The organism is Bdellovibrionales bacterium (assembly GCA_018266295.1).
In the GTDB taxonomy this organism is placed as follows: Bacteria; Bdellovibrionota; Bdellovibrionia; order Bdellovibrionales; family Bdellovibrionaceae; genus JACMRP01.
The window spans coordinates 76,795-98,787 of sequence record JAFEAQ010000022.1 but is presented as its reverse complement, the minus strand read 5'-3'; the positions used below and the strand labels follow the sequence as shown (position 1 = coordinate 98,787).

Genomic DNA, 21,993 nt, shown 5'->3' with positions numbered 1-21,993 from the left:
TTCGCAGCTATTTTAAGAGGGAATAGGCGCGACCTTCATCGGGAATATGGAATCTTGAATTGCTCCAAAGCTTAAAAGTTATAAAATTAAAATCTGTTTATAAATAAAGGATTCATTATGAAATCACAGGTTCTTTCGGTTTTGATTTTGCTTTCTTCGTCCTATTCCTTCGCGCAAGGAGAAGCTCCCGCTACGGCTCCAGCCCCGGTCGCAACTCCGGCGCCGACTTCGACTTATAAAATTAAGCAAGTGATTTCAGCGCAAAACCTTGTCGTCGCAGAGACGTCGAATCCGAACGAAGAGATCACACCGGGAAAGACTTTCCTCGTGACGTTTGCAAATGAAAAGCAGTGCTCGCTCATTTTAAAAGAAAAGAAGGGTGCGCTGCTGACTTTGAACTCTTCTTCTTGCGCAAATGCTCAAGAAATCACGCGCACCTCGCCGCTCGAGGTGGCTCTCGTTGATACCACGGTAGCCGCAGCGGAGCCGGTGGCGCTGAAGAGCACGCCCGAAGTTCCTGCGGCTTCTCCCGAACCTTATTATCCGCCAGTGAAAATGGATCGCTGGATTCCAACGCGCTTTTCGGTCATGACTCATTACTCGGGAGCAAGCGAATTGATCTTTAAGGACGTGAACGTAACGACAACGACGTCTTCGGGTAGCGTCGAAGTGGACTATGGTCTTGAGAGCAGTGTCGGAGTCGGAGTGAGTTTCGCATCGATGCATCCGCAGGGCTGGGGATATCTGGCGAATGTTTTCTATGAACGCGCGCGGGCGTTTAAGTCCGCAACGATCAAAGGCAGCGCGGGCGCCACAACGGTTACTAGCAGCGGAAGCTCTTCAACGATTGCATTTTTCGTGGCCGAGATGAACGCTGTTTATCGCTGGGATTCTTTCTATATGCCTTTTGGCTTAAATGTCAGTGCGCCAACCATCTCCGAAGATATGAGTGGAGTCAGTTACTACGGGAGCCTCGGGATCTTTTGGGGCGGGGGATTCATTCTAAGTGATAACGCCACACTTGAGATTTTCATTCGCGATATCGCCATCCGCATGAAGCAATACACGTCGACGGCGACGATCGACTATGGAAATGGCTCTATGACGGGCTTTGGGGCCGCCTTCAAGTTTTGGTTCTAGAGGGGAAATTGTAAAAATGCTCCGAAGCAGGAGCAAAATTCCTTTCTATTGCAATAAGGTGCTTCCGAAATACTCGCGAAGATTTATGGAAATGAAGTTTTGTTGACTCGCAAGCTTTGCGGCGCTTAAAGCACCGTATGGCGCAAGAATTAGATAAAGCATCCGCAATCCTTTTAAAGAAATATTTTGAAGGGCGAAATAAAAATGCTCGCTGGTCTCAGCGTGCTTTCGCAAAGCGTGTGGGGCTGAGCTCCGGGGCTCTCTCAGAGATCTTCCAGGGAAAGCGCAAGCTCTCAGCGCAACTGAAAAAGAAAGTGGCAGAGAAACTCGATCTGTCTCCGCTGGAAGAGATGGAGTTCTTTGAACAAGAACTGCCAAATCATCTTAAAAAGAACGGCGTTGAATATCACTTACTTGATGCAGATCACACACATCTTATTTCTGAGTGGTGGCACTTCGCGATTTTAAATCTTGTCAAAACCAAAGACTTTGAGCCGCAGCCGAAATGGATCGCCAGCCGCCTCGGAATGAGCCTGGTCACGGTAGAAGAGGCCTGGGATCGACTTTTCCGTTTGGGGTATTTGAATAAAACCGGCGACAAAATCGTGCGCAAACATCCCCGTCTTAAAACGAGTGATGGAATTGTCAGCAGTGCTGTGCAAAGCGCGCACATTCAGGATACGAAGCTGATAGAGAAGGCGATTAAAGAAGTCGCTGTCGATCTCCGTGACCACACGTCGATGACACTTGTAATGAATAAAGAAAACATGGCTCGTGCCAAAGAAATGATCCGTCTTTTTCAGGATCGCTTTTCAGAAGAGGTTGAAACTCCCGTTGGCGAAGAAGTTTATCGTCTGTCAATGGCCTTTTTTCCTCTGACAAAAACGAAGGAGGCTACATGCGTTTAGTTTTAATTCTTTCAATTCTGCTCATGTCTGTTTTTGCAAGTGCCGGTGATAAAATCGGTAATGGGGGAGGCCTCTGGGCTTGTTACAATGCCAAGGGCGAACTGCTTCACGGCATGCTTGTGGATTTGTATGAAGCCAAAGCCGAGTTTCAGCTGACAACGATTCAGGATTCCAGCCTCGACGTTGTTCAAATCATCTATAATCGCGGCAATATCGTGAGTGGTCTTAAAAAAGGCCGTCAGTTATTGCAGACGATGGATGAGGTTTTGCGAAATGATAAATATGTGAACGTCGAGCTTTCGTTAGTGAACGATGCTTTCTATCGTATTATTCCACCGGCTTCTTCCTGTGCTGAAGGAAAATGGAAGTACACTCAGTTTGCCAACTACACGACGTTTGGCACCGTTTTGGTTCGTGAAGACCTCTGGCACAGTTATAAAATTCCAGTTGTAGATAAGGCCGCTCTTTTCTGGCACGAGGCGATCTATCGCTGGTTAAGACTTGAGCAAGGAGATCTTGATTCGATTCGCACTCGTCAGGCGGTTGGGATTTTGTTCTCTGATTTACCGGTTGCAGAAATGCAAAAACGTCTTGATGCCGTTTTAGATCTGCAACATCCGCCGATTCCGCCGGGAACTTTCCACGGCAACTAAGGATTGTACTGAATCACGATGACTCCCGGGGCGCCGCTACCGGGAGTTCCCAGTGTCGCGCTGGAAAAGGCGAGTGCCACTCCGGCGCCTCCGCCTCCGTAATTTCCGCCATTGCCACCATTCCCACTTACTTTACCAGAACCAATTCCGACTCCGCCACCACCACCACCGCCGCCGCCGCCAACGACAGGCGAAGTGGAGATATCATTGCCATCACCACCATTTCCTCCGTTGGAACCATTGGCTGTTCCAGTCTCTGAGGAATATCCTCCGCCGCCACCGCTGCCACTGGTACCCGCAGTGCCTGCCACGGTCGCTGAAGTTCCGCCGGCTCCGCCGCTGATGCCGGCAAAGCTATTTCCACCAGCAGTCCCAAAAGAGGAGTAAGCAGTTCCTGTAGTCACGCCGCCAGTACCGCCGCCGTTGGCACCGCCTCCGCCTCCACCATAGAGCCAAGTGGAATAGGTATTGATGCTAGCTCCGGTGCCTCCGGCGCCATTAGGGCCACCGGCTCCGCCACCGCCGCCGGCGCCGTGACTTGAGGTCGCACTGCCGCCAGCGCCTCCGGCGTATTTGATGGTTCCAGTTGAAGACGCCGTTGTGCCGCCTGCTCCGCCAGTGGCATTGCTGCCTTTTTTACCGCCGGCAGCAACACAGGTGCTGGTGTTGAAAGTGGTGGTGCCTCCGTCGGTCGCGGCGGCGCCCCCTGCGCCGATGGCATAGGGGATCAGAGCTCCGATCGTGAGTGTAATATTACTGGCGGATGCGTAGGCAGCCCCTCCACCACCGCCGCCGGAGAAGCTTGTGGTGTAGACCGTGCCGCCACCGCCACCACCGATGCAGTGGATACGGTTATCGGCATTATTCCAATCCGCGGGCACGGTCCAGCTTGTACCACTGGTCAGAATAACTGTGACGCCCCAGCTTTTGCCGCTCGAAGATTTTAGAAATGCAAAAGGAAGAGTCTGTGAGTTCGCCGAGGAACCCATCAGCAGAAACGTCAGAATTAAAACTTTGTCTAACAAAGTTCTCATTCTTCTATGGTATTTTTGGAGCATTTTTAGTGAAACAAAGAATTCTAAACTTAGACTTGATTACGCTCCTAGAGTGGAGCGACTTATCGAAATGAAACGGGGCGGGCGATATGGCGCTGTCCGCCCCGTTTTGGGGACTATTTTTTATCAGTTTTCTCAGTGGTCTCGGTGTCCGTAGATTTGCTCATAGAGCCATCTTTTTTCTCTTTGGTCGTTTCAGTTGTTGTCGAAGTGTGTTCACCTTTTTCGTCGTGGTGTTTCTTCTTCGTTTTTTTCTTCGTCGTTTTTGTGCCTGTCACAGGGTTTGTTGATGTGTCTGTGGTTGTGGTGCTTGAGTGTTCAGTGTCTGCTGCGTGCGACAAAGCACCTACAAACAACAAGCTAGTGGCAAGAATCAAAAGTTTTTTCATGAAATCTCCTTCGTTCGTTTTATATGACATTTGCAATGAGCCAAAGCTGTCAAAATTTTAGGTTTTTGACCACTACGGCTCATTGAGATTTCTGTGACGGTTTTGTTAAATAGCTATCGCAGCGTATTCTGACTAATCGCGCTCGTCTGTTTTACCAGCGGTGGCGGAAAATACTTGCCACTGAGGAGCTTGTCATTCGGGCCATAGAAACGGAATGTCAGATAGTAGTTCTCACCAAGGGGAGTGGGGATCCAGTTGCTCTCGGCTTCGTTTAACGGCAGACGGTTGGAAAAGACCAGAGTGAGTGAGCCGTCTTTGTCGTATTTCAGTGGTGAAGAGTTGTTCAGGTTGTAGCGCTTCAGCTGATTGGGAATCACTTGAAAGTTTTGAGCATCAACGACAATGACCGACCAGAAGTAGCGGGCCATGGACTGCGGTAAGGCTTCTTTAGGAAATGTCATTTTGTAGTGTTCAGAGCCGTCCAACTCTTGGCCGGTGCTATCGACATTGGTTTTAAAGTACACCGCCTCTTTGTCGCTATTGGCCCAGATGCCGCCGTAATTCACCGCTGTTCGTACTTTGTAGTTTGCGCCGTAGTTGCCAATAGGATTTGGACGAGTCCAGCCATTTTGTGTAGCTCCCAGATCGGCGAAGCTTTTACGAAATTCCGGGATCGCTTGCTTTTCGATAACCGAATTGATGCGAGCCTTTTGTTTTGGGTCGGCGATGGCGCGTGAAATGGCCATCACGTTGGCCTGATAGTTCGCCATGCCTTCGCTGATATCAGGATCGCTGGTGAGGACCTGCTGAGCATTGGCAAAAGCTTCAGCCCCCGGCAGACGCGAGTTTGTGAAGTGAGCGATCTTTGGCGAAGCGCTGATTTTTGGCTTTCCTGTCGAATAGATTTTAAACTCTTTCTGAAGACGGAGGGCCTCTTGGGGCTTTTTCCCAAGTTCAACCCGCGCGAGAACCCGGGACTTTTCATTCGGGAGATTGATGCGTTCCGTTCCTTCCGGCAAGTTCACTTTGCTTTCGTTGAGGCAAAATGCGAATTTGCCGTTAGGATGGGCGGGGTCGTTGCGTTCGTTGATATTTGCCGTCGTTTCGCCCCAGCCGTTTAAAACTTGAACGGTGTAGTAGCGTCCGGTGATTTTTGGAACTTCGACAATAGAACAATTTTGCTTGTCGATGGCAATCCAGGCCTCACTGTAAGCGACATCGAGATTGGGATTTGCCCATTGAACGCCACCGACATCGCGATGAACGAATTGATTCCATTTAAAGCCGTCTTTATCAAAATCATTTTGTTCTTGGCGCAAAACCAAAAGGCGGCCCAAGTAGTAGTTATACGCGTCGACGATTTCTTGGTCGCTGAGTTCTTGGCTTTGCGCCTCGAGCTTTGCCTGAAGAGGCAGGCTGATCAGCAGTAAAAGAGCGAGAATAATCTCTTGGAGACATCTTTTGTTGAACGTCATAGAGCACCCCTTTCTTCTGGTGCTTCTATTCTAAGAGAGAAGGCGGTACGAGCCATCATAAACACTTTTTGTCGTTGAAAGATCATACGCTATGACGAAGCCCGCAACGACCTTTCTTAGAGCTGTGAATTTGGAACGACGAGTGACATGAAATTGGCTTTAAAACGTTTCCACGTGACTTAATCAAGTGCAGGATAGAAATGAAAGCAAGAGAAGGGGCCAAGCGAGTTTTCCCATAACTCTGATGCTCGCGTGTTCAGGCGCTAACTCTCAATATATAAGCTTACAAACATATTTTGACAGCCGTTACAGACATGCTAGCGTGAGACTTCAACGATTTATGGAGGATCTTAGTAATGACAAAAATTATTAGCACCTGTGTATTTGTACTCGGCATTTCGATGATTGCAAAAGCAGATCACAAAGAAGGCCACCACGGCGGACCTTGCGAAAAGGATGCGCAAACTTATTGCGCGAAAGTGACCGGCGGTCATGGCGAAAAAGTAAAATGCTTAAAAGAAAATGAAGCAAAACTTTCTCCGGAGTGTAAGGCTCACATCGCTGAAGCAAAAGAAGCAATGAAAGAGATCTCGGAAGCTTGCCATGCGGATATGGAAAACTTCTGCCACGACGTTAAAAAAGGTGGCGGCCGCGTGATGAAGTGCATGAAAGAGCACAAAGATCAGCTTTCTGCAGGTTGTAAAGCAGAGATCGAAGAGAAAAAAGCTGAACGCAAAAAGAAGTAATTTAAACGAGACAGATTTTTAAAGCCGTCTCAATACTATGGGTGACTTGAAAGAGTTGCCCATATTGTTTTTTGATCAAGTCGGTACTGAGTGCATGCTGAATGAACTGGTGAAGATGATGGTAGTAGTTATCCACATCGAGAATCGCAACCGGTTTGGTGTGGTAGCCGATCTGTGACCAAGTCAGAACCTCGAAGAGCTCCTCAAGAGTGCCGAACCCGCCAGGCAGCGCAATAAAGGCATCCGCCATGGCCGCCATCGCGGCTTTTCTTTCGTGCATATCATTGACGATGCGAAGATCGGTGATTCCAGTATGGCCTTGTTCCAGGTCCATCAGCTTTTGCGGAATGATCCCGGTCACGCGTCCGCCTTTTTCCATCACTGCGTCGGCAACAATACCCATTAGGCCGACTTTGCCGCCGCCATAGACGAGTTCAATATGATGAGCGGCCAGTGCATGGCCCAGTTGTTTTGCAACGGCAGCAAACTGTGGATTGTTACCGGTTCCGGCACCACAATAGACGCAGATTCTTTTTGTTGTCATAGTCATTCCTTTAGCGGCGGCGAAGGTTCGCACGAGAGCGGACGAGTTGCTTGACAAGGTTATCGTCGTCTTCGTCATAAATGTCACCGATGAATTCCTCGATGATGTCTTCAATCGTGACGATACCAACGGGCTCACCGGCGCTAATGACGATGGCCATGTGCTTATGCTGCCCTTGGAGCATCTTGAGGGCTGTCATAATGTCGGTGTTTTCTTCGAGGTAAAGAGCTCCGCGAACAATGGCGAGCCAGTCTGTCTGATTGGAGTCTTTAAAAAGATGAAACTCTTTGGAGTTTAAAATCCCGGTGATGCGATTTTCTTTTTGTACCGGCAGGCGGGTGTGGCCTGACTCTGAGATGATCTTAGAAACCTCTTGAATTCCCATATTGCAATTCAGGCGGATGACCTCGCGAAGGGGAACCATGATGTCTTTGACGTTCAGGCGTTTCATGATCCCAAAAGAAACCGCATAACCGGGGCGTTCTCCTTCGCCGCTGCTATCAATTCCTGTGCTCTGCTTGATATTAAAAAGTCTTAATAAGAGGTTCGTACTATTTTCTAAGAGGTTAATGAGGGGGCTTAGAATTTTATCAGAAATGCGTAAAAACGGGGTCATCATCATGGCAATCTTATTGGGATTGCGAAGAGCGATGGCCTTGGGGAACAATTCACCAAAAATGACACTAAAAACTGTTAAAGGCAGAACCACCAGGGCTAAAGAAATGCTCTCGGCGGTGTCGGCAGAAACGTGGAAACGAGACTCAAAGTAAGGAGAGAGGGACTCTTCGGCACCAGCTCCCCCCACCGCGGCAGCAATAGCTCCGACAAGGGTGATTCCGATCTGAATGATGGAAAGAATCCGCTCCGGGCGTGATTTCATTTCAATCAAGTGTTGAGCTCTGGCAGAGCCTTGGCGCGCAAGTTCACGGAGCTGAACTCTTCCGGTCGAGACGAAAGCCATCTCTGTGCCGGAGAGAATGGCGTTTAAAACAAGGCAGGCGATAACAACGATAAATTCCAGCATTAAAATCCTCTAATCTGATACATATCATCCTTGGTGCGTCCGAAACAACGTCCTCCAACGTGCTGTATCATGTAAGTAAAATGTATTGAAATCGCCTAGGCAGATTGTTAGTCCTTATTCCCGAGCACGCGCAAATATATGTCGGAAATACGGTCCGACGTTTCTACCTGCCACCAACTAATGGCAGACTATTTGGAGGGGAACTTGTTCAAGCTGTACGTCGCTATCGTATTATCCGTTTTCTCAATCAACACATTCGCATACCAAAACAACGCGAGATTTCCATCAGGACCAGATGCTACTCTGACTCCGGGAAAACTTTGCGATCATCCGGATGCGCATCGCTACCCAGAGCAAATCCCATATTGCAATCGCAATGTGGATTCTCAAACGAAGAGAGGCCTGTTCGTAAAATACGATCAATTGGGCTTCCGCACGGGTGAGATGAATCGTATGGATTTCAAGATCGATCATTACATCCCCCTTTGCATGGGTGGCAGCAATGACGAATCCAACTTGTGGCCACAACACAAGTCTATCTACAACATCACAGATCCTTTGGAGCCGGTTCTTTGCCAGAAAATGGCAGATGGTCGTTTGCTTCAGACGAAAGCTGTTGAGTACATCAAGTATGCGAAGAACCACTTAGATGAAGTTCCTCGCATCTTGGCAGAAGTGAATAAGCTGTAATTTTAGCAGTTAGCGCCCGCGCCAACGTGGAGTTGGCTTCGGCGTTGGTTTAGGTGTGACTGTTGGCTTCGGTGTTGCCGTAGGCACTGGAGTCGGAGTCGCAGTCGGTTTTGGCGTTGCTGTCGGCGTCGGTGTCATCACCGGAGTTGCTGAAGGTGTTGGTGTCGGCGTTGGAGCTACCAACGATTGACCATACAAACCAACGCATCCAGTGACGTCGTCATTACGAAGTGTCGCCATATAATTTACATCGTGGTAAGGGTTCGCATACATGATGGACTCAACCACATCAGAGTGATCTAGTCCCAATTGATGTCCTAGTTCATGGTTTGCTACACCAAAGAAAGCAGTGGCATCGCGAATACCTGTGCTGCTGAACTCCGCATCGCTATCAACTAGATAGAGATTTCCGTCCCACATTACTGTCGTGTAACCCCCAGTATAACCGTGGGCACTGCCCCAGCCGATTGTGACATATTGATCTGAAGTCTGAGCTGTGGTGCGAGTGGTTGTTCCCTGATAAACCCATTTAATACCGCAGACCGCCTGCCACGTCGCCATGCTCTTTTGCAAAATCGCGAGAGCTTGGTCGGTTGTGAAAACGCTCGGTTGGCCGGCTGGGTTGTAGTACCAGTTTACAACGCCGTTTCTCCAGCGTGGAGCTGTTCCTGCATTGCCGTTACCATTCCAATAAACTTTTTCGCTGTGAATGGCGTTGGAGTCTAAATTCGATTTGCTGTTCACGATGCTGCCATCGGGACCGATGACTGCGAAGTCACTTTCAGCGGCGTGCGCTTCAAGGGCAGAAGGGTTGACAGAAACTTCGCCGAAGCCATTCTTAGAACAGTTGTTAAAGAGCACAAGCATTGAACTGATACTTACGATAGTAAGAGCCGCTGACCATTTGGATTGACTGCGCATTGCTTCCCCCTTGCGTCGTCTGAATTAGGATACCAAGTGGATCGGCAAACAAATAAAGAATTTGAGGCCAGTCCTACATTGAGATCGCGTGCTTTCATGGGCCGAAAAGGCAGTTATTTACAATTGTCGTTTTCTTTGTCACAAAGTGGGGAAACACTCCCTAATGTTCCGTGAACGGAGCAACGAATTATGGAAACTGATCTACAGCTGATAGGTATGACGTGCGTAAATTGCGCGGCGAAAATCGAGAAGTCGCTCAACGAGTTGGACGGTGTCCAAGCCACGGTCAATTTCGCAACAGAGAAAGCTCACATCGTGTTTGCGCCGGAGAGTGCGATCCAGATTGAGGATCTTATCAAAGCCGTCCAAGGTGTGGGTTACCAGGCATTCCCGCTCAATTCCGAAGTTGAGGTGGCTCGAGCAAAAGAAGAGGCCGCCGCTGAGTACCGTCGCGATTTGAGGCATTTTGTAATTTCAGCTCTTTTGACCGCTCCATTTTTGGTGGAGATGTTCGTCATGTTCACCGGTGGGCACCACGAACTGCTGCCGCGCTGGGTGCAATTAATTCTGGCAACGCCTGTGCAGTTCTGGATTGGCTACCGTTTTTACCGCGGTTCGTTCTTCGCCCTTCGCGCAAAAACAGCCAATATGGATGTGCTGGTCGCCCTTGGCACTTCGATGGCGTATCTCCTCAGTGCCATCGTCACATTGCGTGGATGGACTGAACAGCACGTGTACTTTGAGGCAAGCACCGCGGTCATTACTTTGATCCTGCTTGGAAAATTAATGGAGTCGCGGGCGAAGGGGAAGACCTCTGAAGCGGTTGAAGGACTGATTCGCTTACAGCCGATGACTGCTTTTGTGGAAGCCTCCGGAGAAATTCGTGAAGTCAGCGTGAGCGATCTTAAAAAAGGCGATATTGTTGTTGTCAAAAACGGCGAATCTATTCCCGTCGATGGGATTGTCGTCTCTGGCGAATCTTCGGTGGATGAGTCAATGCTCACCGGAGAAAGCCTGCCTGTGACAAAGAAACAAGAAGATGCCGTGTATGCGGCGACTTTAAACCTCGAGGGCAGTCTTCGTGTCAAAGCAACGAGCGTCGGCAATCAAACCCAGCTCGCGCATATTATTAAAATCGTGACGGCGGCCCAAGGGTCCAAGGCGCCGATTCAGAGGCTTGCGGATAAAATTTCTGGCATCTTTGTGCCGGTGGTAGTGGCGATTGCCGTTGTCACTTTCTTTGCAACATGGGTGTTAACTCAGAATCTTCAAGCGGCCTTTGTTGCTTCGGTTTCTGTCTTGGTGATCGCATGTCCTTGTGCTTTGGGGCTGGCGACGCCGACGGCAGTGGTCGTTGGTATCGGGAAGGCGGCTCAGGCGGGGATATTATTCCGCGATGCCAAAGCGCTTGAGTTGGCGGAAAAAATTGAAGTCCTCGTCTTAGATAAAACCGGCACCATCACGGAGGGAAAACCCGTTGTTACGAATTTGCAGATCATGGCTGAGACCTATTCGCGCGAACAGATCCTGCAGATTTCATTGGATCTGGAGCAGGGCTCTTCGCATCCGCTGGCGCATGCGGTGATTGAAGAGGCCCGGAAAGCGGGCCTCACTCCTCGCCCGGTTCAGGGGTTTTCTGCAATTCCGGGAAAAGGTGTGCAAGCGACGGTGGATGGAAAGAGCTATTTCCTCGGTCGCGTTGATGAACGTGCGCCAATGGGCTTGGTGTTAGACAATCGCGTGCTGGCGAATTTTGAAGTCAAAGATCGTATCCGTGAGAGTTCGAAAGAAGCGATTGCAGAGATTCAGAGCCAGGGCGTCCGAGTCATGATGCTGACGGGGGATAATGAAGCCACGGCGAAGGCGATCGCCGCTGAGGCACGTATTTCGGAGTTCAAACACGGCGTCCACCCGGCGGATAAGGCCAATGTGATTTTAATGCTGAAAAGAAAAAAACACAGAGTGGCAATGGTCGGAGATGGAATCAACGATGCTCCGGCGCTGGCGATGGCGGACGTGAGTTTTGCAATGTCTTCCGGAACTGACATCGCCATTGAGGCTGCGGATGTGACTTTAATGAAGAATGACTTGCGCTCCGTGGGCTTAGCAATGAAACTTTCTAAAGTGACTTTGAAAAAGATCCGTCAGAATTTGTTCTTTGCTTTTATCTACAACACTCTTGGCATTCCGCTGGCGGCACTGGGGTTGTTGAATCCGGTGATTGCTGGGGCGGCTATGGCGATGAGCTCCGTTTCGGTGGTCAGTAATTCATTGTTATTAAAGAAAACCAAAATCACAGAGGGAAAATAATGAAAACGATTTTGATGGTATTGATGTTGGTGGCATCTTTGTCAGCGCAGGCAATGAGTTCTGCGTCTGTGGACCGCGTTTTGTTACAGCCGGAATCTTCGGCGGTACTGTCTGCGGGGAAAATCACCTACAAGTTTCGAGTTGTCGATACAAAGACAAAAGCGCCGTTAGCTGACAAGGACCTGGTGGTTTCACACACTCAGAAATTGCATCTTATTGCTTACGACCCTTCGTTGCGAGAATTCAATCATGCTCATCCGGAGTTTGATGGCAAGTTCTGGACGGTGTCTTTACAGCTTCCGGTGAACGGGAAGTATTTTGTCTGGGCTCAAGGAACCCTCAATGATGGCACGGAGTTTTCGGCCAAGGCGCGGGCAGAGGTTTCAGGTGGCAAACCCGCATGGCCGGTCGCCGCCCTCGGTGATCTCAGAAAAGGCAGTGATCGCGGCACTGTGATTGAGTTAGAGCAAAAACTTATTAAAGCAAAGAAGATGGTCATGGCAAACTTTACGGTTTCCCGTGATGACGGACAAGAGCCGAAGCTTGAGCCCTATTTAGGGGCGTTTGCCCATGTGATTGCGGTGTCTCCGAATGGCGAAGATCTGATCCACGTGCACCCAATGGAAGGTGATAAACCGACCATGGGAATGCTGCATGCCACTTTTCCAAGCAAGGGTGACTACCGTATTTGGATTCAGTTGATCGATCGCAGCGAGATTAAGACAATTCCTTTGTCAGTGAGTGTAAAATAAGAAAAAATAAAGGTCATAGACAACATGGAGGATGTCATGGCCACCACTCGATCTCAACAGCCGGCTTACATTGCCGGAGCCGCTCGTATTCCATTTTTTAAATCAGGAACTAACTACAGAGATGTGAAAACCTACGAGCTCATGCTCGGAAGTTTGAATCACCTCGTTGCTCAGTACAAACTTCAAGGAAAACTTCTTGATGAAGTTGCCATCGGCGCTGTGATGAACCGTTCCACGGAATGGCCGATTGCTCGTGAGGTGATCTTGAGCACGCAGCTGAATCCATGCACGCCAGCGTATTTTTCTCAGCGTGCTTGTGGGACTTCGTTGGATAACTCCGCACAAATCGCTTTGAAGATTGCTGCCGGTCAAGTCGATGCGGGAATCGCGGCGGGTTTTGATACCAATAGCGATGTGCCGATCCTTTTCCCGCGCTCATTCACTCACAAAATTTTAAATCTGCGGGATGCTCCGAATGCGGGGGCTCGCATTGCCAAAGCTTTGGCGTTTGGTTTTAAAGATTTTAAACCAGATACGCCTCGCAATGCCGAAGCACGCACCGGACTTTCTATGGGGGAGCACACAGAGCTCATGGTAAAGGAGTGGAAGATCTCCCGTGAAGATCAAGATAAGCTGGCGCTGGCGAGTCACTTGAATTTGGCCAAAGCTTATGACGAAGGTTTCTTTAAAGACCTTGTTTTTGAGTTTCAAGGCAATACTCAGGATGGAATCCTTCGCCGTGATACGACGATGGAAAAGCTCGGGAAGTTGAAGCCGGCTTTTGATAAAAAATCTGGTCAGGGAACTTTAACTGCGGCAAATAGCAGTCCGCTGACGGACGGTTCTGCGGCGGTATTGATGTGCTCTGATAAAGGTTTGAAGGATTTGGGTTTAGAGCCTTGGGCGCGCTTCGTGGATTCACAATCTGCAGCCGTGGACTTCGTTCATGGCGAAGGTCTTTTGATGGCGCCGACGGTGGCTGTACCCAAGATGCTTGCGCGGAACGGTCTTACTTTGCAGGATTTTGATTTCTATGAAATTCACGAAGCCTTCACTGGCCAAGTGCTTTGCACATTAAAGGCGTGGGAATCCGATGAGTACTGCCAAAAACGTCTTGGTTTGCCGAAGGCGCTGGGCTCGATTGATCGCAGCAAGCTCAATATCAAAGGCAGCAGTGTAGCAACCGGCCATCCGTTTGCGGCAACAGGCGCGCGGATCGTGGGCTCGCTCAGCAAAATGCTCCGAGGCACCAAAGGCAAACGTGGGTTGATCTCCGTTTGCACGGCCGGCGGTATGGGTGTGACGGCGATTCTCGAATCAGTGTAGTTGCGCGATTCTTTCAACGCGGTTTTTGATATCGCGTTTGATGATGTCGATGTCTTCGTCAGGATGGTCGGTCCATAGATAATCCTGGCGAAGTCTGTAGAGTTCGCGGGCTTGCTGATCGGTAAAAGGTGGAGAGCTCTCTACCAGCCGGCGGAGCTGATGATCCATCTCGCGTTTAAAATCACCGTATTCCGTGTAGTTGTCTTCAGTCAGGTCATCGATAAATATTTGCCAGGTGTCTTCCACTTGAGACCTCCTCTCAATTTAGATCAAAGCATGCCAAAACTTGACGGTTTTGACGGGGATTTGCTATTTTCTTCTTAGATTCAGGGAGTAGTTGGTTCAGCAAATAGGACTTTGTTTTAATCACAAAGATTTGTTGAAATGACTGGTCGACATACTGAGGGTAAGGCGGAAACGCCGACATTCTCCGGCCAAGCAGCGGTTTCCCAAACCGTCGACGAGACTGACCAAACGATAACAAAAACAGAGAACCGATAACTCGGGTGTTTTGTATCGTGAGGTCCGTCTTGTTACTAACGAAACAAGCCTCACTCTACAAAATTCCCCCAAAAAAATAGAAGAAGTGAGTGTACCTATGTCATTTGAATCCATCAGCAGTTCTTTCCTCCTTGTTGCGGCCAGTGAAATGGGCGACAAAACCCAGCTCTTAGCATTCTCGCTTGCGGCGCAATTCAAAAAACCAATCCCGGTCTTAGCGGGCATTTTCGTGGCAACGATTCTGAACCACGCATTGGCCTCGTGGGGCGGCTATTGGGTGGCAACGACGGTGAGCCCGATGGTGATGTCAAACATCCTTGGAGCGTTGTTCGTGGCGTTCGCTCTGTGGACGTTGAAACCCGATGAAGCAGACGAAGTGAAAGAGGGTTCAAAGTACGGCCCCTTTTTGACGACGGTGTTCTTGTTTTTTATGGCGGAGATGGGCGACAAGACTCAATTGGCGACAGTGGCGTTGGGCGCAAAATTCGATTCAGCGTGGGCGGTTACATTGGGCACGACCATGGGAATGATGTTAACAGACGGCGCCGCCGTTTTCGTGGGTGATCAACTAGCGCACAAAGTGAACATGAAATACATGCGCTGGTTCGCCGCAAGCTTATTCCTAGGTTTCGGTCTCTGGAGCTTCTGGACCGCCTACACCGGCTCGTCACTACTCACGTTGAAGTAGTGAGACCCCTCGGGGCGCGCAAAGAGAATGAAAAGCCCGCGACGCTGATTCACTCGAGCAAAGCCCGTCCGAGAAACGAATTATTGAATTTAATATTGACCAACTTTCAGCGCGTTTAATCTCTTCTATAGGCAGAAATTAAGCGCGCCTCTTTGTCTTTTTATTTCTACGAGAGATCTCCTCGGGGCGAAGGTATTACGCACTCTCGTGGGTGATTTGATTCGCGTTAGGGTTGCTCTCTAGAATTCACTCTAAAAACATGTGTTATAAGCTTCTTACTGTTTTGAGGTGAGGGCTTTTTACGCCCAGTCGCTTGACTGCGCGAAGTGCATCCATCCGTGAGAACGGGGCTGCCCGACCATCGTGGTCGGCCAGGCGATGTAAGAGGGAATGATTTGTTTAGATGAAGATTCTTAGGAAATATTCATCGGGAGTTTTATGAGACAGACGGGATTTAGTTTTATCAAAGATTATAAGAAAGAATTCGGTGGGAGTTCACTTGCTGGAAAAAGAAAGACTACACGACCTCTTTCAGTAAAAAATCCCATTCATCTTATTTTAAAAAGCACTGGGAGTAATTATTTTGTTCCAGACAATAGAAAAATTGAGAGTCTTATTAGATCTCATGCAGAAAAATATGGCATTAAGCTCTATGAGGTTTCACTAAACTGGTCACATATTCATTTACTAGTTAAACTTCCATCGCGAGAAGCGTATTTGGCGTTCATTAGAACGATTACCTCACTTCTTGTAAGTTTACTTTCAAAACTAAAAGGAAAATCTTTAAAAGGCCTTTTTGACCTTCGCCCCTTTACTAGGATTTTATCGTGGGGGAGAGATTTTAGAAATGTGATTGCTTACCATGAACTCAACGACATGGAAGCTCGTGGATTTAAAAGACCTAAGAAAAAAGCTAAAAGCTCTCAAAAGAAATCAAGGCATACGAAGAAGTGACGGAATAAGTAGTTTTACTATTACTACTTCCCTCTGATTAAAGTGAGCTTATAGGTTAACTCTAAATTAGAGGGATATGGGCTAATTATAAGAAAAAAGAAAGCCAGGAAAAGCTCAAGGCCGGCCCGGATGGCCGGACTTACTGGAGCTCGAGGATAGGTCCTCGATGAGCTGCGCTGCCCTTCGGGTCCCATGGACGGAGGCACTCCGGCGGCAGCTAGCACAGACGGAGAAAGACCAGCGGAGCCAGTACTGACCAAGGCACACCACCAGCCCGTCCGAGCCACAGCGCGCAGCGCCCGCACCAAAAAACAAAACCCCGGTTTGGGCCGGGGTTTTTAACGCATCTCTCGTTTTTCGGAAACTAAGAGTGGTGTTTCTTTTTCTTTTTGCTGTTCTTAGCTTTTTTGGAGTCTTTTTTGCCCTTTTTTTCTTTCTTTGCAGACTTCTTCTCTTTTTTGGCTTTCTTCTTAGACTTCTTTGTTTCGCCAAGTTCGGAAGCCGGAGTTGAAGGAGCAGATGGTTGAGCTACTGAGCCAGAAGAACCTTCGCCAGGCAAACCGTCAAGAGCTGGATCGTTAAGGCTCGGAGCTGCTGGTGGTGCCGCTGCATCCGGTGGTGGAAAGCTATCTTGAGCGTGGGCGAAAAAAGGCAAAATCAATGCTGCCGTGAGAAGGTACTTGGCAAACTTCATGTCTGGGAATCCTCCAAAAGGGGTTGTTTTTGATTAGCATAAGCACAAAGTTTCACAAAGTCTCTAGATTAATTGAGCCGCCTCCATTAAAACTAAAACCTCAACATCTCCGGAGGTCGCATGTCATCTTCATCAATCAAAGTCTATGAATACGCCGGTTGCAGCACTTGCAAAAAGGCGCTGAAATACCTCGATGCCAATAAAGTAAAATACCAAACTATTCCCATCGTCGAACAACCACCGACTAAGGTCGAGTTAAAGGAAATGCTCGCCCACGTTAAAGCAGATGGCGGAGAGATCAAAAAACTCTTCAACACTTCAGGCGTTCTTTATAAAGAAATGAAAATTTCAGAAAAGTTGTCGGGAATGAGCGAAGCCGAGGCGTTGGATCTTTTAGCGAAACACGGCAAACTCATCAAACGTCCCTTTGTTTTAGGAAAAGATTTTGGCCTCCTAGGATTCAAAGAAGATCAATGGGATAAACACTTCTAGCAGCGTTGTGTTACAACACGCTACTTGACGTTTTAAAGATTGGACACATCTTTACCTTTAGAAAGATCCTTTAAAGTGATCCTTTCTACAAAGGAGTTGAAAAATGTCCATTCCAACTGGTTTTCTTCCTGTTCTCCCTCTAAAAAATACCGTGATCTATCCCGGTGTGGGACAGGCGCTCAGGATTGGACGTGAGAAGAGCATTCTTGCTCTAAATAAAGCTCACGAGAATCAATCTTGGATTTTAGCCGTCGCGCAGAAATCTCCTGACCAAGGAGCACTTTCTACAGACGATCTCTGTACAGTCGGAACTCTGTGTAAAGTCGAATCCGTTCGCGGCAATGCCGAGGTCGGATTCCAAGCGATTTTACGCGGTCACCAGCGTATGAAGATCACTGATATCACCTTGAAGGATCAATACTTTCAGGCCATCGCCGAGCCGCTCGAAGATATCGTGGATATCGATACAGCGACGAGCGAAGCGCTGATGGAAAGCCTCAAGAATCAGTCGCGTCAAATTCTGCGATACGTTCCAAGCAACACCGAACAACTCGATGAAATGATCGAGAGTGTCGATGATCTTGCGTTCTTGTCTTATCTTTGTGCCGCCCACATTGATGTCTCTTTGCGTGAAAAACAAGAATTGCTCGAGAATACAAATTTGAAGTCGCGCGTGATGGCGCTTCTCGTACACATGCAAAATTTTAAAGAGAATTTGCAAGTGCAGGCCGAGATTCGCAGCAAAGTCAGTTCAAAACTGGGCCAAACTCAACGCGAACATATTTTGCGCGAGCAGCTTAAAACCATCCGCGAAGAATTGGGCGAAGAAGAAGCGGGCGGAGGCGCCAGCGGTGATAAATACACCCAGCGCATCGAGGAAGCCGGTATGACCGAGGAGGCGAAGAAAGTCGCCCTGGCGGAAGTGCAGCGCTTAAAAAATATTTCTCCGCAGTCGCCGGAATACCAGATCATTCAAAACTATCTGGATTTGTTGACAACGCTTCCTTGGAGCAAAGCTTCGCACGAAGATACGATCGATCTTGAAAAGGCGCGCGAGATTCTTGATGCCGATCATTATGGTTTGAGCAAAATTAAAAAACGTATTCTGCAATACTTGGCAGTGATGAAACTTAAAAACAATAACAAAGGAAACATCCTGTTATTTGTTGGTCCGCCAGGGGTCGGTAAGACGTCACTCGGTCAGAGCATTGCAAAAGCCCTGGGGCGCCAGTACGTGCGTATTTCCCTGGGCGGTGTACGAGACGAAGCGGAAGTCCGCGGGCACAGACGCACCTATGTGGGCGCGTTGCCGGGACGAATTATCAGCGGCATGAAAAAAGCCGGTGAGAACAATCCTGTCTTCGTTCTCGATGAAGTGGATAAACTCGGTCGCGGATTCCAAGGAGATCCAGGCGCGGCCTTGCTCGAGGTTTTAGATCCTGAGCAAAACAATCACTTCCAAGATCATTACTTAGAAGTCGGTTATGATTTATCAAATGTATTTTTTATCGCAACTGCCAATAGCCTTGAAGGCATTCCGGGTCCGTTGATGGATCGTCTGGAAATCATCGAGGTCAGTGGTTACACGACGGAAGAAAAATTCCACATCGCGAAAAACCACTTGTTGGCAAAACAATATGCTGAGCATGGCATCCGTCAGGATCAATTAGAAGTGACGGACGCAGCTCTTCATCACTTAATCAGCCACTACACCCGCGAGGCTGGCGTGCGAGAATTGCAGCGTAAAATTGCCGCTCTCTGCAGAGCCGCCGAGAAGGTGCTGAAAAACCAAGAGTCCATGGTGACCATTGATACCAAGGACCTTGAAGAGATCCTGGGGCCTGAACGCTATACCTCCGAAGTCGCCGAGAATGCCGCGGCCGCCGGAGTCGTTACGGGACTTGCTTGGACTCCGATGGGTGGTGATATTTTGTTCATTGAAAGCACGCGCATGCCGGGGAGTGGTCATTTGATGATTACTGGCCAATTGGGCGAAGTGATGAAAGAGTCCGCGCAGATCGCATTGAGTTTGTTAAGGTCACGGCTTCCGCTGATCAATCCACTCGTGGATTTCAGCAAGCAGGATATTCATATCCACGTGCCCGCGGGAGCGATACCTAAGGACGGCCCGTCAGCCGGGGTGACTTTGCTGACAAGTTTGGCCTCTTTGTTCTCGCAACACAAAGTCGATCCGAAACTGGCTATGACCGGCGAGATTACTCTTCGCGGTTCCGTGATGCCGGTCGGTGGTATCAAGGAGAAAGTCCTTGCCGCCCATCGTGCGGGAATCGAGAAGGTCATTCTCTCGAAGAAAAATGAAAAAGACTTGGCCGAAGTTCCACAGGAAATTCGTAACAGTATGAAATTTGTCTTTGTAGAGAATGTGAATGAAGTTTTAAAAGCGGCGTTGGATTTGGATGTGGATTTGATGAGTCAGATTTTCATTCAACCAACGGCTCTGATGCAGCCCCCTCAGCAAGGGGGCGTGACGAACTAACGGATTATTTCAGGATGTCTTCCTTGAGTTTGGCAACTCCGCCGTCGGCTGGGGTGCCAAGCCAAATCGCGAAGATCTCCTGAATGAATCCCGCCCCTCCTGAAACAGTGGTGGCTTTGGAGTTTGAATCCTCATAGGTGATAACTTCAGAGCCATCGCCTTTTTTAGCGCCATAGATTGAGAGCATTTTGCCGCTCTTTGCTTCGCCGCCGGTTTTCACCGCGTCCAAGAATTTCTGAATCTCCGGTTTTTTCAAATCAATCTTGTTGGCTTCAAGGGCTTCTTTAAACGAAGACTGAACTTTCTCGGCGTCGACGTCTCTGAGGAAATGGAGTTGAATCAGAGCAGGGGAGGCGTCGCTGACAGTTTTGAGTGCATCGGATTTTTTAAATTTCGCAGTATCACCTACGAAAAATTCGCCGACATACACGCGCACGTTGACCATAACCACTTTTTTGTTACGAAGGCCTGCGCCCACATATTGCAATTTCTGGCCGTCTTTGGTGAGGCCATTTGTCGAAAGTGTGACTCCTTCAAGCTGGCTGGTCCCAGTCTGAGCAAAGGCAGCGGACGTGAGCAGGGCGATCAGGGGGCCCATAAGAGCAAAAAGCTTCATTTTACTGTTCATTTTCAGAGTGATTTCCATAGTTGCGACCTCCAAAGTTGATAAAACTATTCAATGTTTGCTAAATCTTGTCAAGACTCGACCTCCGTCGCGGGATTTAAGTGAAGCGTTTTTTAAAGCAAAGCGGTTTTTAATTTAGAAGGCCCTCGGAAAAGCCGAAATGTTCCCATGGGGGAGTGTCTCGAGAATGTCTGATGAAACGGTCATTTCGATAATACCAAAACGCATCGAATTCTTAGTCATCGCTAAGAATGCCGAGCTTTTGTCAGTGGCCAATGATGTCGCTGAACACTACGACTTCCGCTCAGAAACGTGTGCGACCGTCGAAGACATTCCGCTCGATACACGCACTGAGAGCTCGCCTTTAATGACATTGATCGAGCTTGATAGTGACAGCACAATCCAAGAGCGCATGCGTATCTTGGGGCTTTTACGCGAGATCTTCCCGCGCACGCAAGTGGTCGTTGTTGTCGAGGGCGGCGAGACGGTTGAAGACTGCGATTTCATGCGGGGCGCCGGCGCTCACCACATGATTTTGTTCCAAGAAATCCGTGGCAGTGCAAAGTTGTATTACCTTTCGGCGTTGATTATTCAAGGCACCTACTTGCCGGTGCCGGTGACAGACTTGTTCCCGAGCACGCAAGTGACCTTCAATGCATATCATAAGCTTTCGTTGAATCAGAAATTCTTGCCGGTGCTTTTCTCGGGCTTTACTTTCAGTGATAAGAAATACCGTAAGCTCGAATCGGCGAAACAGATTTACATCCGCCGCGAGAACCTTGAAGAGTATCGTAAGTACATCGAGACCTATCATGATTCCACGGGGGCGGCGTTAAAAAAACGCTGCCGTGCTACGATGATGACACTGATGGGCCTTTACAGCGAGCTCATGCTGTTGTTGCTGCTTGACTCAGAGGTAGCAAAGAAGGAAGTTCTATCGGCAAAGATTGAAGAGTTCATTGTTACTGCCCAAGAGCTTGCGGGATATCTCAATAATTGTCCTGATGTTTGGAATGTGATTGCACAGGCTTTGGATTTCAAGTTCTGCCGTTACGAACGTGCAATATATATTTTAGCATATGCACTGCAAATCGCGCAAAAGGCGCAATTATTGACCGATACGCGCACGCTGATCGTTACAACACTGCTTGCGGATATCGGGCTGATGGATTTGCCGGCGGTCCATTACAAAAATATTCTCACGAAACCTGAATCGCAATTGGATGCAAATGATTTAGAGAAGTTGAAGTCACATCCAATGGGTTCGCTCAATCGCGTGATGTTCCGTAACCTGGATGTCTCACAAGACGTGAAGAGCTGCATTGTGTGCACTCATGAGCGCAACGATCAACAGGGTTTTCCAAATCAGGTACCGCCGGACAAAATTCCGATGGAAGCGAAGTTGATTTTGTTCTCTGAGTTAATGGATCGACGCGTCCGTGCCACCCTTGAAGACGGCATCATCACCCATGATTTCGTCCGTAAGCAGGTGTGGGAAGAAGAAAAAGTCTCTTTAAAGCGTTTTAACGCTGAATTTTTGGACAAAATCGAAAAAGTCCTCATTGCCTAAGCCCTTGGGAGGCGGTAAATTTTGGCCCTTCGAAACAAG

Annotated in this window: 22 protein-coding genes and 1 riboswitch; of the genes, 13 read left to right on the top strand and 9 right to left on the bottom strand. The window is 48.6% G+C overall.

Annotated features, from left to right (window positions below):
* Positions 1-117: 117 nt before the first annotated feature.
* The 3 genes from JSU04_19960 (at position 118) to JSU04_19950 (ending at position 2,701) form a co-directional block, all read left to right on the top strand.
* A complete protein-coding gene (locus tag JSU04_19960) occupies positions 118-1,140 on the top strand; it encodes a hypothetical protein (protein MBS1972593.1) in 1,023 nt (340 codons plus the stop codon).
* A gap of 137 nt (positions 1,141-1,277) precedes the next feature.
* Positions 1,278-2,048, top strand: a complete 771-nt coding sequence (locus tag JSU04_19955) for a TIGR02147 family protein (protein ID MBS1972592.1) — start codon at positions 1,278-1,280, stop codon at positions 2,046-2,048.
* Positions 2,039-2,701: a hypothetical protein gene (locus JSU04_19950; GenBank protein MBS1972591.1), complete on the top strand. Its 663-nt coding sequence runs from the start codon at positions 2,039-2,041 to the stop codon at positions 2,699-2,701. The genes JSU04_19955 and JSU04_19950 overlap by 10 nt, the downstream gene beginning before the upstream one ends.
* On the opposite strand, the gene JSU04_19945 is transcribed toward JSU04_19950, so the two are convergent.
* The 3 genes from JSU04_19945 to JSU04_19935 all read right to left on the bottom strand — a co-directional run bounded on the left by JSU04_19945 (position 2,698) and on the right by JSU04_19935 (position 5,620).
* On the bottom strand, positions 2,698-3,735 hold the full coding sequence (locus tag JSU04_19945) for a hypothetical protein (protein ID MBS1972590.1): 1,038 nt from the start codon (positions 3,733-3,735) through the stop codon (positions 2,698-2,700). The genes JSU04_19950 and JSU04_19945 overlap by 4 nt on opposite strands.
* Before the next feature lie 137 nt (positions 3,736-3,872).
* Positions 3,873-4,145: a hypothetical protein gene (locus JSU04_19940; protein MBS1972589.1), complete on the bottom strand. Its 273-nt coding sequence runs from the start codon at positions 4,143-4,145 to the stop codon at positions 3,873-3,875.
* A gap of 113 nt (positions 4,146-4,258) precedes the next feature.
* Positions 4,259-5,620, bottom strand: coding sequence for a DUF1254 domain-containing protein (locus JSU04_19935; GenBank protein MBS1972588.1), 1,362 nt, complete (start codon positions 5,618-5,620; stop codon positions 4,259-4,261).
* A gap of 356 nt (positions 5,621-5,976) precedes the next feature.
* Here JSU04_19935 and JSU04_19930 point away from each other — a divergent pair, with 356 nt between their 5' ends.
* Positions 5,977-6,366 (top strand): cysteine rich repeat-containing protein, encoded by a 390-nt coding sequence (locus JSU04_19930; protein MBS1972587.1) that lies wholly within the window; start codon positions 5,977-5,979, stop codon positions 6,364-6,366.
* A 1-nt stretch (position 6,367) separates the two neighbouring features.
* Here the strand turns inward: JSU04_19930 and JSU04_19925 are convergent, their stop codons facing one another.
* Both JSU04_19925 and JSU04_19920 read right to left on the bottom strand, forming a co-directional pair.
* Positions 6,368-6,910 carry a TIGR00730 family Rossman fold protein gene (locus tag JSU04_19925; GenBank protein ID MBS1972586.1) on the bottom strand — a complete coding sequence of 181 codons (543 nt, stop codon included), beginning with the start codon at positions 6,908-6,910 and terminating at the stop codon, positions 6,368-6,370.
* Positions 6,911-6,920: 10 nt separating this feature from the next.
* The gene (locus JSU04_19920) at positions 6,921-7,934 is read right to left on the bottom strand and encodes an HlyC/CorC family transporter (protein ID MBS1972585.1); all 1,014 of its coding nucleotides are present in this window, start codon (positions 7,932-7,934) and stop codon (positions 6,921-6,923) included.
* Between the two features lie 112 nt (positions 7,935-8,046).
* Positions 8,047-8,145: riboswitch (purine riboswitch) on the top strand.
* On the opposite strand from JSU04_19920, the gene JSU04_19915 reads away from it, so the two are divergent.
* Complete coding sequence (locus tag JSU04_19915) at positions 8,115-8,624, top strand: hypothetical protein (GenBank protein MBS1972584.1); 510 nt, start codon at positions 8,115-8,117, stop codon at positions 8,622-8,624. Its footprint overlaps the riboswitch before it by 31 nt.
* A 9-nt stretch (positions 8,625-8,633) precedes the next feature.
* On the opposite strand, the gene JSU04_19910 is transcribed toward JSU04_19915, so the two are convergent.
* A complete protein-coding gene (locus JSU04_19910) occupies positions 8,634-9,545 on the bottom strand; it encodes a matrixin family metalloprotease (protein MBS1972583.1) in 912 nt (303 codons plus the stop codon).
* Between the two features lie 189 nt (positions 9,546-9,734).
* Between JSU04_19910 and cadA the strand changes: the two genes are divergently transcribed.
* Genes cadA through JSU04_19895 form a run of 3 tightly spaced genes read left to right on the top strand, consistent with a single transcriptional unit; the run spans position 9,735 to position 13,933 of the window.
* Complete coding sequence (gene cadA / locus JSU04_19905) at positions 9,735-11,855, top strand: cadmium-translocating P-type ATPase (GenBank protein MBS1972582.1); 2,121 nt, start codon at positions 9,735-9,737, stop codon at positions 11,853-11,855.
* Complete coding sequence (locus JSU04_19900) at positions 11,855-12,607, top strand: hypothetical protein (GenBank protein ID MBS1972581.1); 753 nt, start codon at positions 11,855-11,857, stop codon at positions 12,605-12,607. The genes cadA and JSU04_19900 overlap by 1 nt, the downstream gene beginning before the upstream one ends.
* 36 nt (positions 12,608-12,643) lie before the next feature.
* Positions 12,644-13,933 carry an acetyl-CoA C-acetyltransferase gene (locus tag JSU04_19895; GenBank protein ID MBS1972580.1) on the top strand — a complete coding sequence of 430 codons (1,290 nt, stop codon included), beginning with the start codon at positions 12,644-12,646 and terminating at the stop codon, positions 13,931-13,933.
* Here JSU04_19895 and JSU04_19890 read toward each other — a convergent pair.
* Positions 13,925-14,179, bottom strand: coding sequence for a hypothetical protein (locus JSU04_19890; GenBank protein ID MBS1972579.1), 255 nt, complete (start codon positions 14,177-14,179; stop codon positions 13,925-13,927). The two genes, JSU04_19895 and JSU04_19890, sit on opposite strands and share 9 nt — an antisense overlap.
* A gap of 352 nt (positions 14,180-14,531) precedes the next feature.
* Here JSU04_19890 and JSU04_19885 point away from each other — a divergent pair, with 352 nt between their 5' ends.
* Positions 14,532-15,122 (top strand): TMEM165/GDT1 family protein, encoded by a 591-nt coding sequence (locus tag JSU04_19885; GenBank protein MBS1972578.1) that lies wholly within the window; start codon positions 14,532-14,534, stop codon positions 15,120-15,122.
* Positions 15,123-15,560: 438 nt separating this feature from the next.
* On the top strand, positions 15,561-16,076 hold the full coding sequence (locus JSU04_19880; GenBank protein ID MBS1972577.1) for a transposase: 516 nt from the start codon (positions 15,561-15,563) through the stop codon (positions 16,074-16,076).
* A gap of 364 nt (positions 16,077-16,440) precedes the next feature.
* On the opposite strand, the gene JSU04_19875 is transcribed toward JSU04_19880, so the two are convergent.
* Positions 16,441-16,770, bottom strand: coding sequence for a hypothetical protein (locus JSU04_19875; protein ID MBS1972576.1), 330 nt, complete (start codon positions 16,768-16,770; stop codon positions 16,441-16,443).
* Between the two features lie 120 nt (positions 16,771-16,890).
* Here JSU04_19875 and JSU04_19870 point away from each other — a divergent pair, with 120 nt between their 5' ends.
* Both JSU04_19870 and lon read left to right on the top strand, forming a co-directional pair.
* Entirely contained in the window at positions 16,891-17,262 is a 372-nt protein-coding gene (locus tag JSU04_19870) for an arsenate reductase family protein (protein MBS1972575.1), read from the top strand.
* Positions 17,263-17,365: 103 nt separating this feature from the next.
* Positions 17,366-19,759, top strand: a complete 2,394-nt coding sequence (lon, locus tag JSU04_19865) for an endopeptidase La (protein MBS1972574.1) — start codon at positions 17,366-17,368, stop codon at positions 19,757-19,759.
* 4 nt (positions 19,760-19,763) lie between these two features.
* Here the strand turns inward: lon and JSU04_19860 are convergent, their stop codons facing one another.
* The gene (locus tag JSU04_19860) at positions 19,764-20,375 is read right to left on the bottom strand and encodes a chalcone isomerase family protein (GenBank protein ID MBS1972573.1); all 612 of its coding nucleotides are present in this window, start codon (positions 20,373-20,375) and stop codon (positions 19,764-19,766) included.
* Between the two features lie 196 nt (positions 20,376-20,571).
* Between JSU04_19860 and JSU04_19855 the strand changes: the two genes are divergently transcribed.
* Positions 20,572-21,954, top strand: coding sequence for a hypothetical protein (locus JSU04_19855; GenBank protein ID MBS1972572.1), 1,383 nt, complete (start codon positions 20,572-20,574; stop codon positions 21,952-21,954).
* Positions 21,955-21,993: the final 39 nt, after the last annotated feature.

What these genes read in the sequence shown, in the direction of transcription:
- JSU04_19960 (MBS1972593.1), top strand. Translation starts at nt 118, where the DNA reads ATGAAATCACAGGTTCTTTCGGTTTTGATTTTGCTTTCTTCGTCCTAT.
- JSU04_19955 (MBS1972592.1), top strand. Translation starts at nt 1,278, where the DNA reads ATGGCGCAAGAATTAGATAAAGCATCCGCAATCCTTTTAAAGAAATAT.
- JSU04_19950 (MBS1972591.1), top strand. Translation starts at nt 2,039, where the DNA reads ATGCGTTTAGTTTTAATTCTTTCAATTCTGCTCATGTCTGTTTTTGCA.
- JSU04_19945 (MBS1972590.1), bottom strand. Translation starts at nt 3,735, where the DNA reads ATGAGAACTTTGTTAGACAAAGTTTTAATTCTGACGTTTCTGCTGATG.
- JSU04_19940 (MBS1972589.1), bottom strand. Translation starts at nt 4,145, where the DNA reads ATGAAAAAACTTTTGATTCTTGCCACTAGCTTGTTGTTTGTAGGTGCT.
- JSU04_19935 (MBS1972588.1), bottom strand. Translation starts at nt 5,620, where the DNA reads ATGACGTTCAACAAAAGATGTCTCCAAGAGATTATTCTCGCTCTTTTA.
- JSU04_19930 (MBS1972587.1), top strand. Translation starts at nt 5,977, where the DNA reads ATGACAAAAATTATTAGCACCTGTGTATTTGTACTCGGCATTTCGATG.
- JSU04_19925 (MBS1972586.1), bottom strand. Translation starts at nt 6,910, where the DNA reads ATGACAACAAAAAGAATCTGCGTCTATTGTGGTGCCGGAACCGGTAAC.
- JSU04_19920 (MBS1972585.1), bottom strand. Translation starts at nt 7,934, where the DNA reads ATGCTGGAATTTATCGTTGTTATCGCCTGCCTTGTTTTAAACGCCATT.
- JSU04_19915 (MBS1972584.1), top strand. Translation starts at nt 8,115, where the DNA reads ATGGCAGACTATTTGGAGGGGAACTTGTTCAAGCTGTACGTCGCTATC.
- JSU04_19910 (MBS1972583.1), bottom strand. Translation starts at nt 9,545, where the DNA reads ATGCGCAGTCAATCCAAATGGTCAGCGGCTCTTACTATCGTAAGTATC.
- cadA (MBS1972582.1), top strand. Translation starts at nt 9,735, where the DNA reads ATGGAAACTGATCTACAGCTGATAGGTATGACGTGCGTAAATTGCGCG.
- JSU04_19900 (MBS1972581.1), top strand. Translation starts at nt 11,855, where the DNA reads ATGAAAACGATTTTGATGGTATTGATGTTGGTGGCATCTTTGTCAGCG.
- JSU04_19895 (MBS1972580.1), top strand. Translation starts at nt 12,644, where the DNA reads ATGGCCACCACTCGATCTCAACAGCCGGCTTACATTGCCGGAGCCGCT.
- JSU04_19885 (MBS1972578.1), top strand. Translation starts at nt 14,532, where the DNA reads ATGTCATTTGAATCCATCAGCAGTTCTTTCCTCCTTGTTGCGGCCAGT.
- JSU04_19880 (MBS1972577.1), top strand. Translation starts at nt 15,561, where the DNA reads ATGAGACAGACGGGATTTAGTTTTATCAAAGATTATAAGAAAGAATTC.
- JSU04_19875 (MBS1972576.1), bottom strand. Translation starts at nt 16,770, where the DNA reads ATGAAGTTTGCCAAGTACCTTCTCACGGCAGCATTGATTTTGCCTTTT.
- JSU04_19870 (MBS1972575.1), top strand. Translation starts at nt 16,891, where the DNA reads ATGTCATCTTCATCAATCAAAGTCTATGAATACGCCGGTTGCAGCACT.
- lon (MBS1972574.1), top strand. Translation starts at nt 17,366, where the DNA reads ATGTCCATTCCAACTGGTTTTCTTCCTGTTCTCCCTCTAAAAAATACC.
- JSU04_19860 (MBS1972573.1), bottom strand. Translation starts at nt 20,375, where the DNA reads ATGAAGCTTTTTGCTCTTATGGGCCCCCTGATCGCCCTGCTCACGTCC.
- JSU04_19855 (MBS1972572.1), top strand. Translation starts at nt 20,572, where the DNA reads ATGTCTGATGAAACGGTCATTTCGATAATACCAAAACGCATCGAATTC.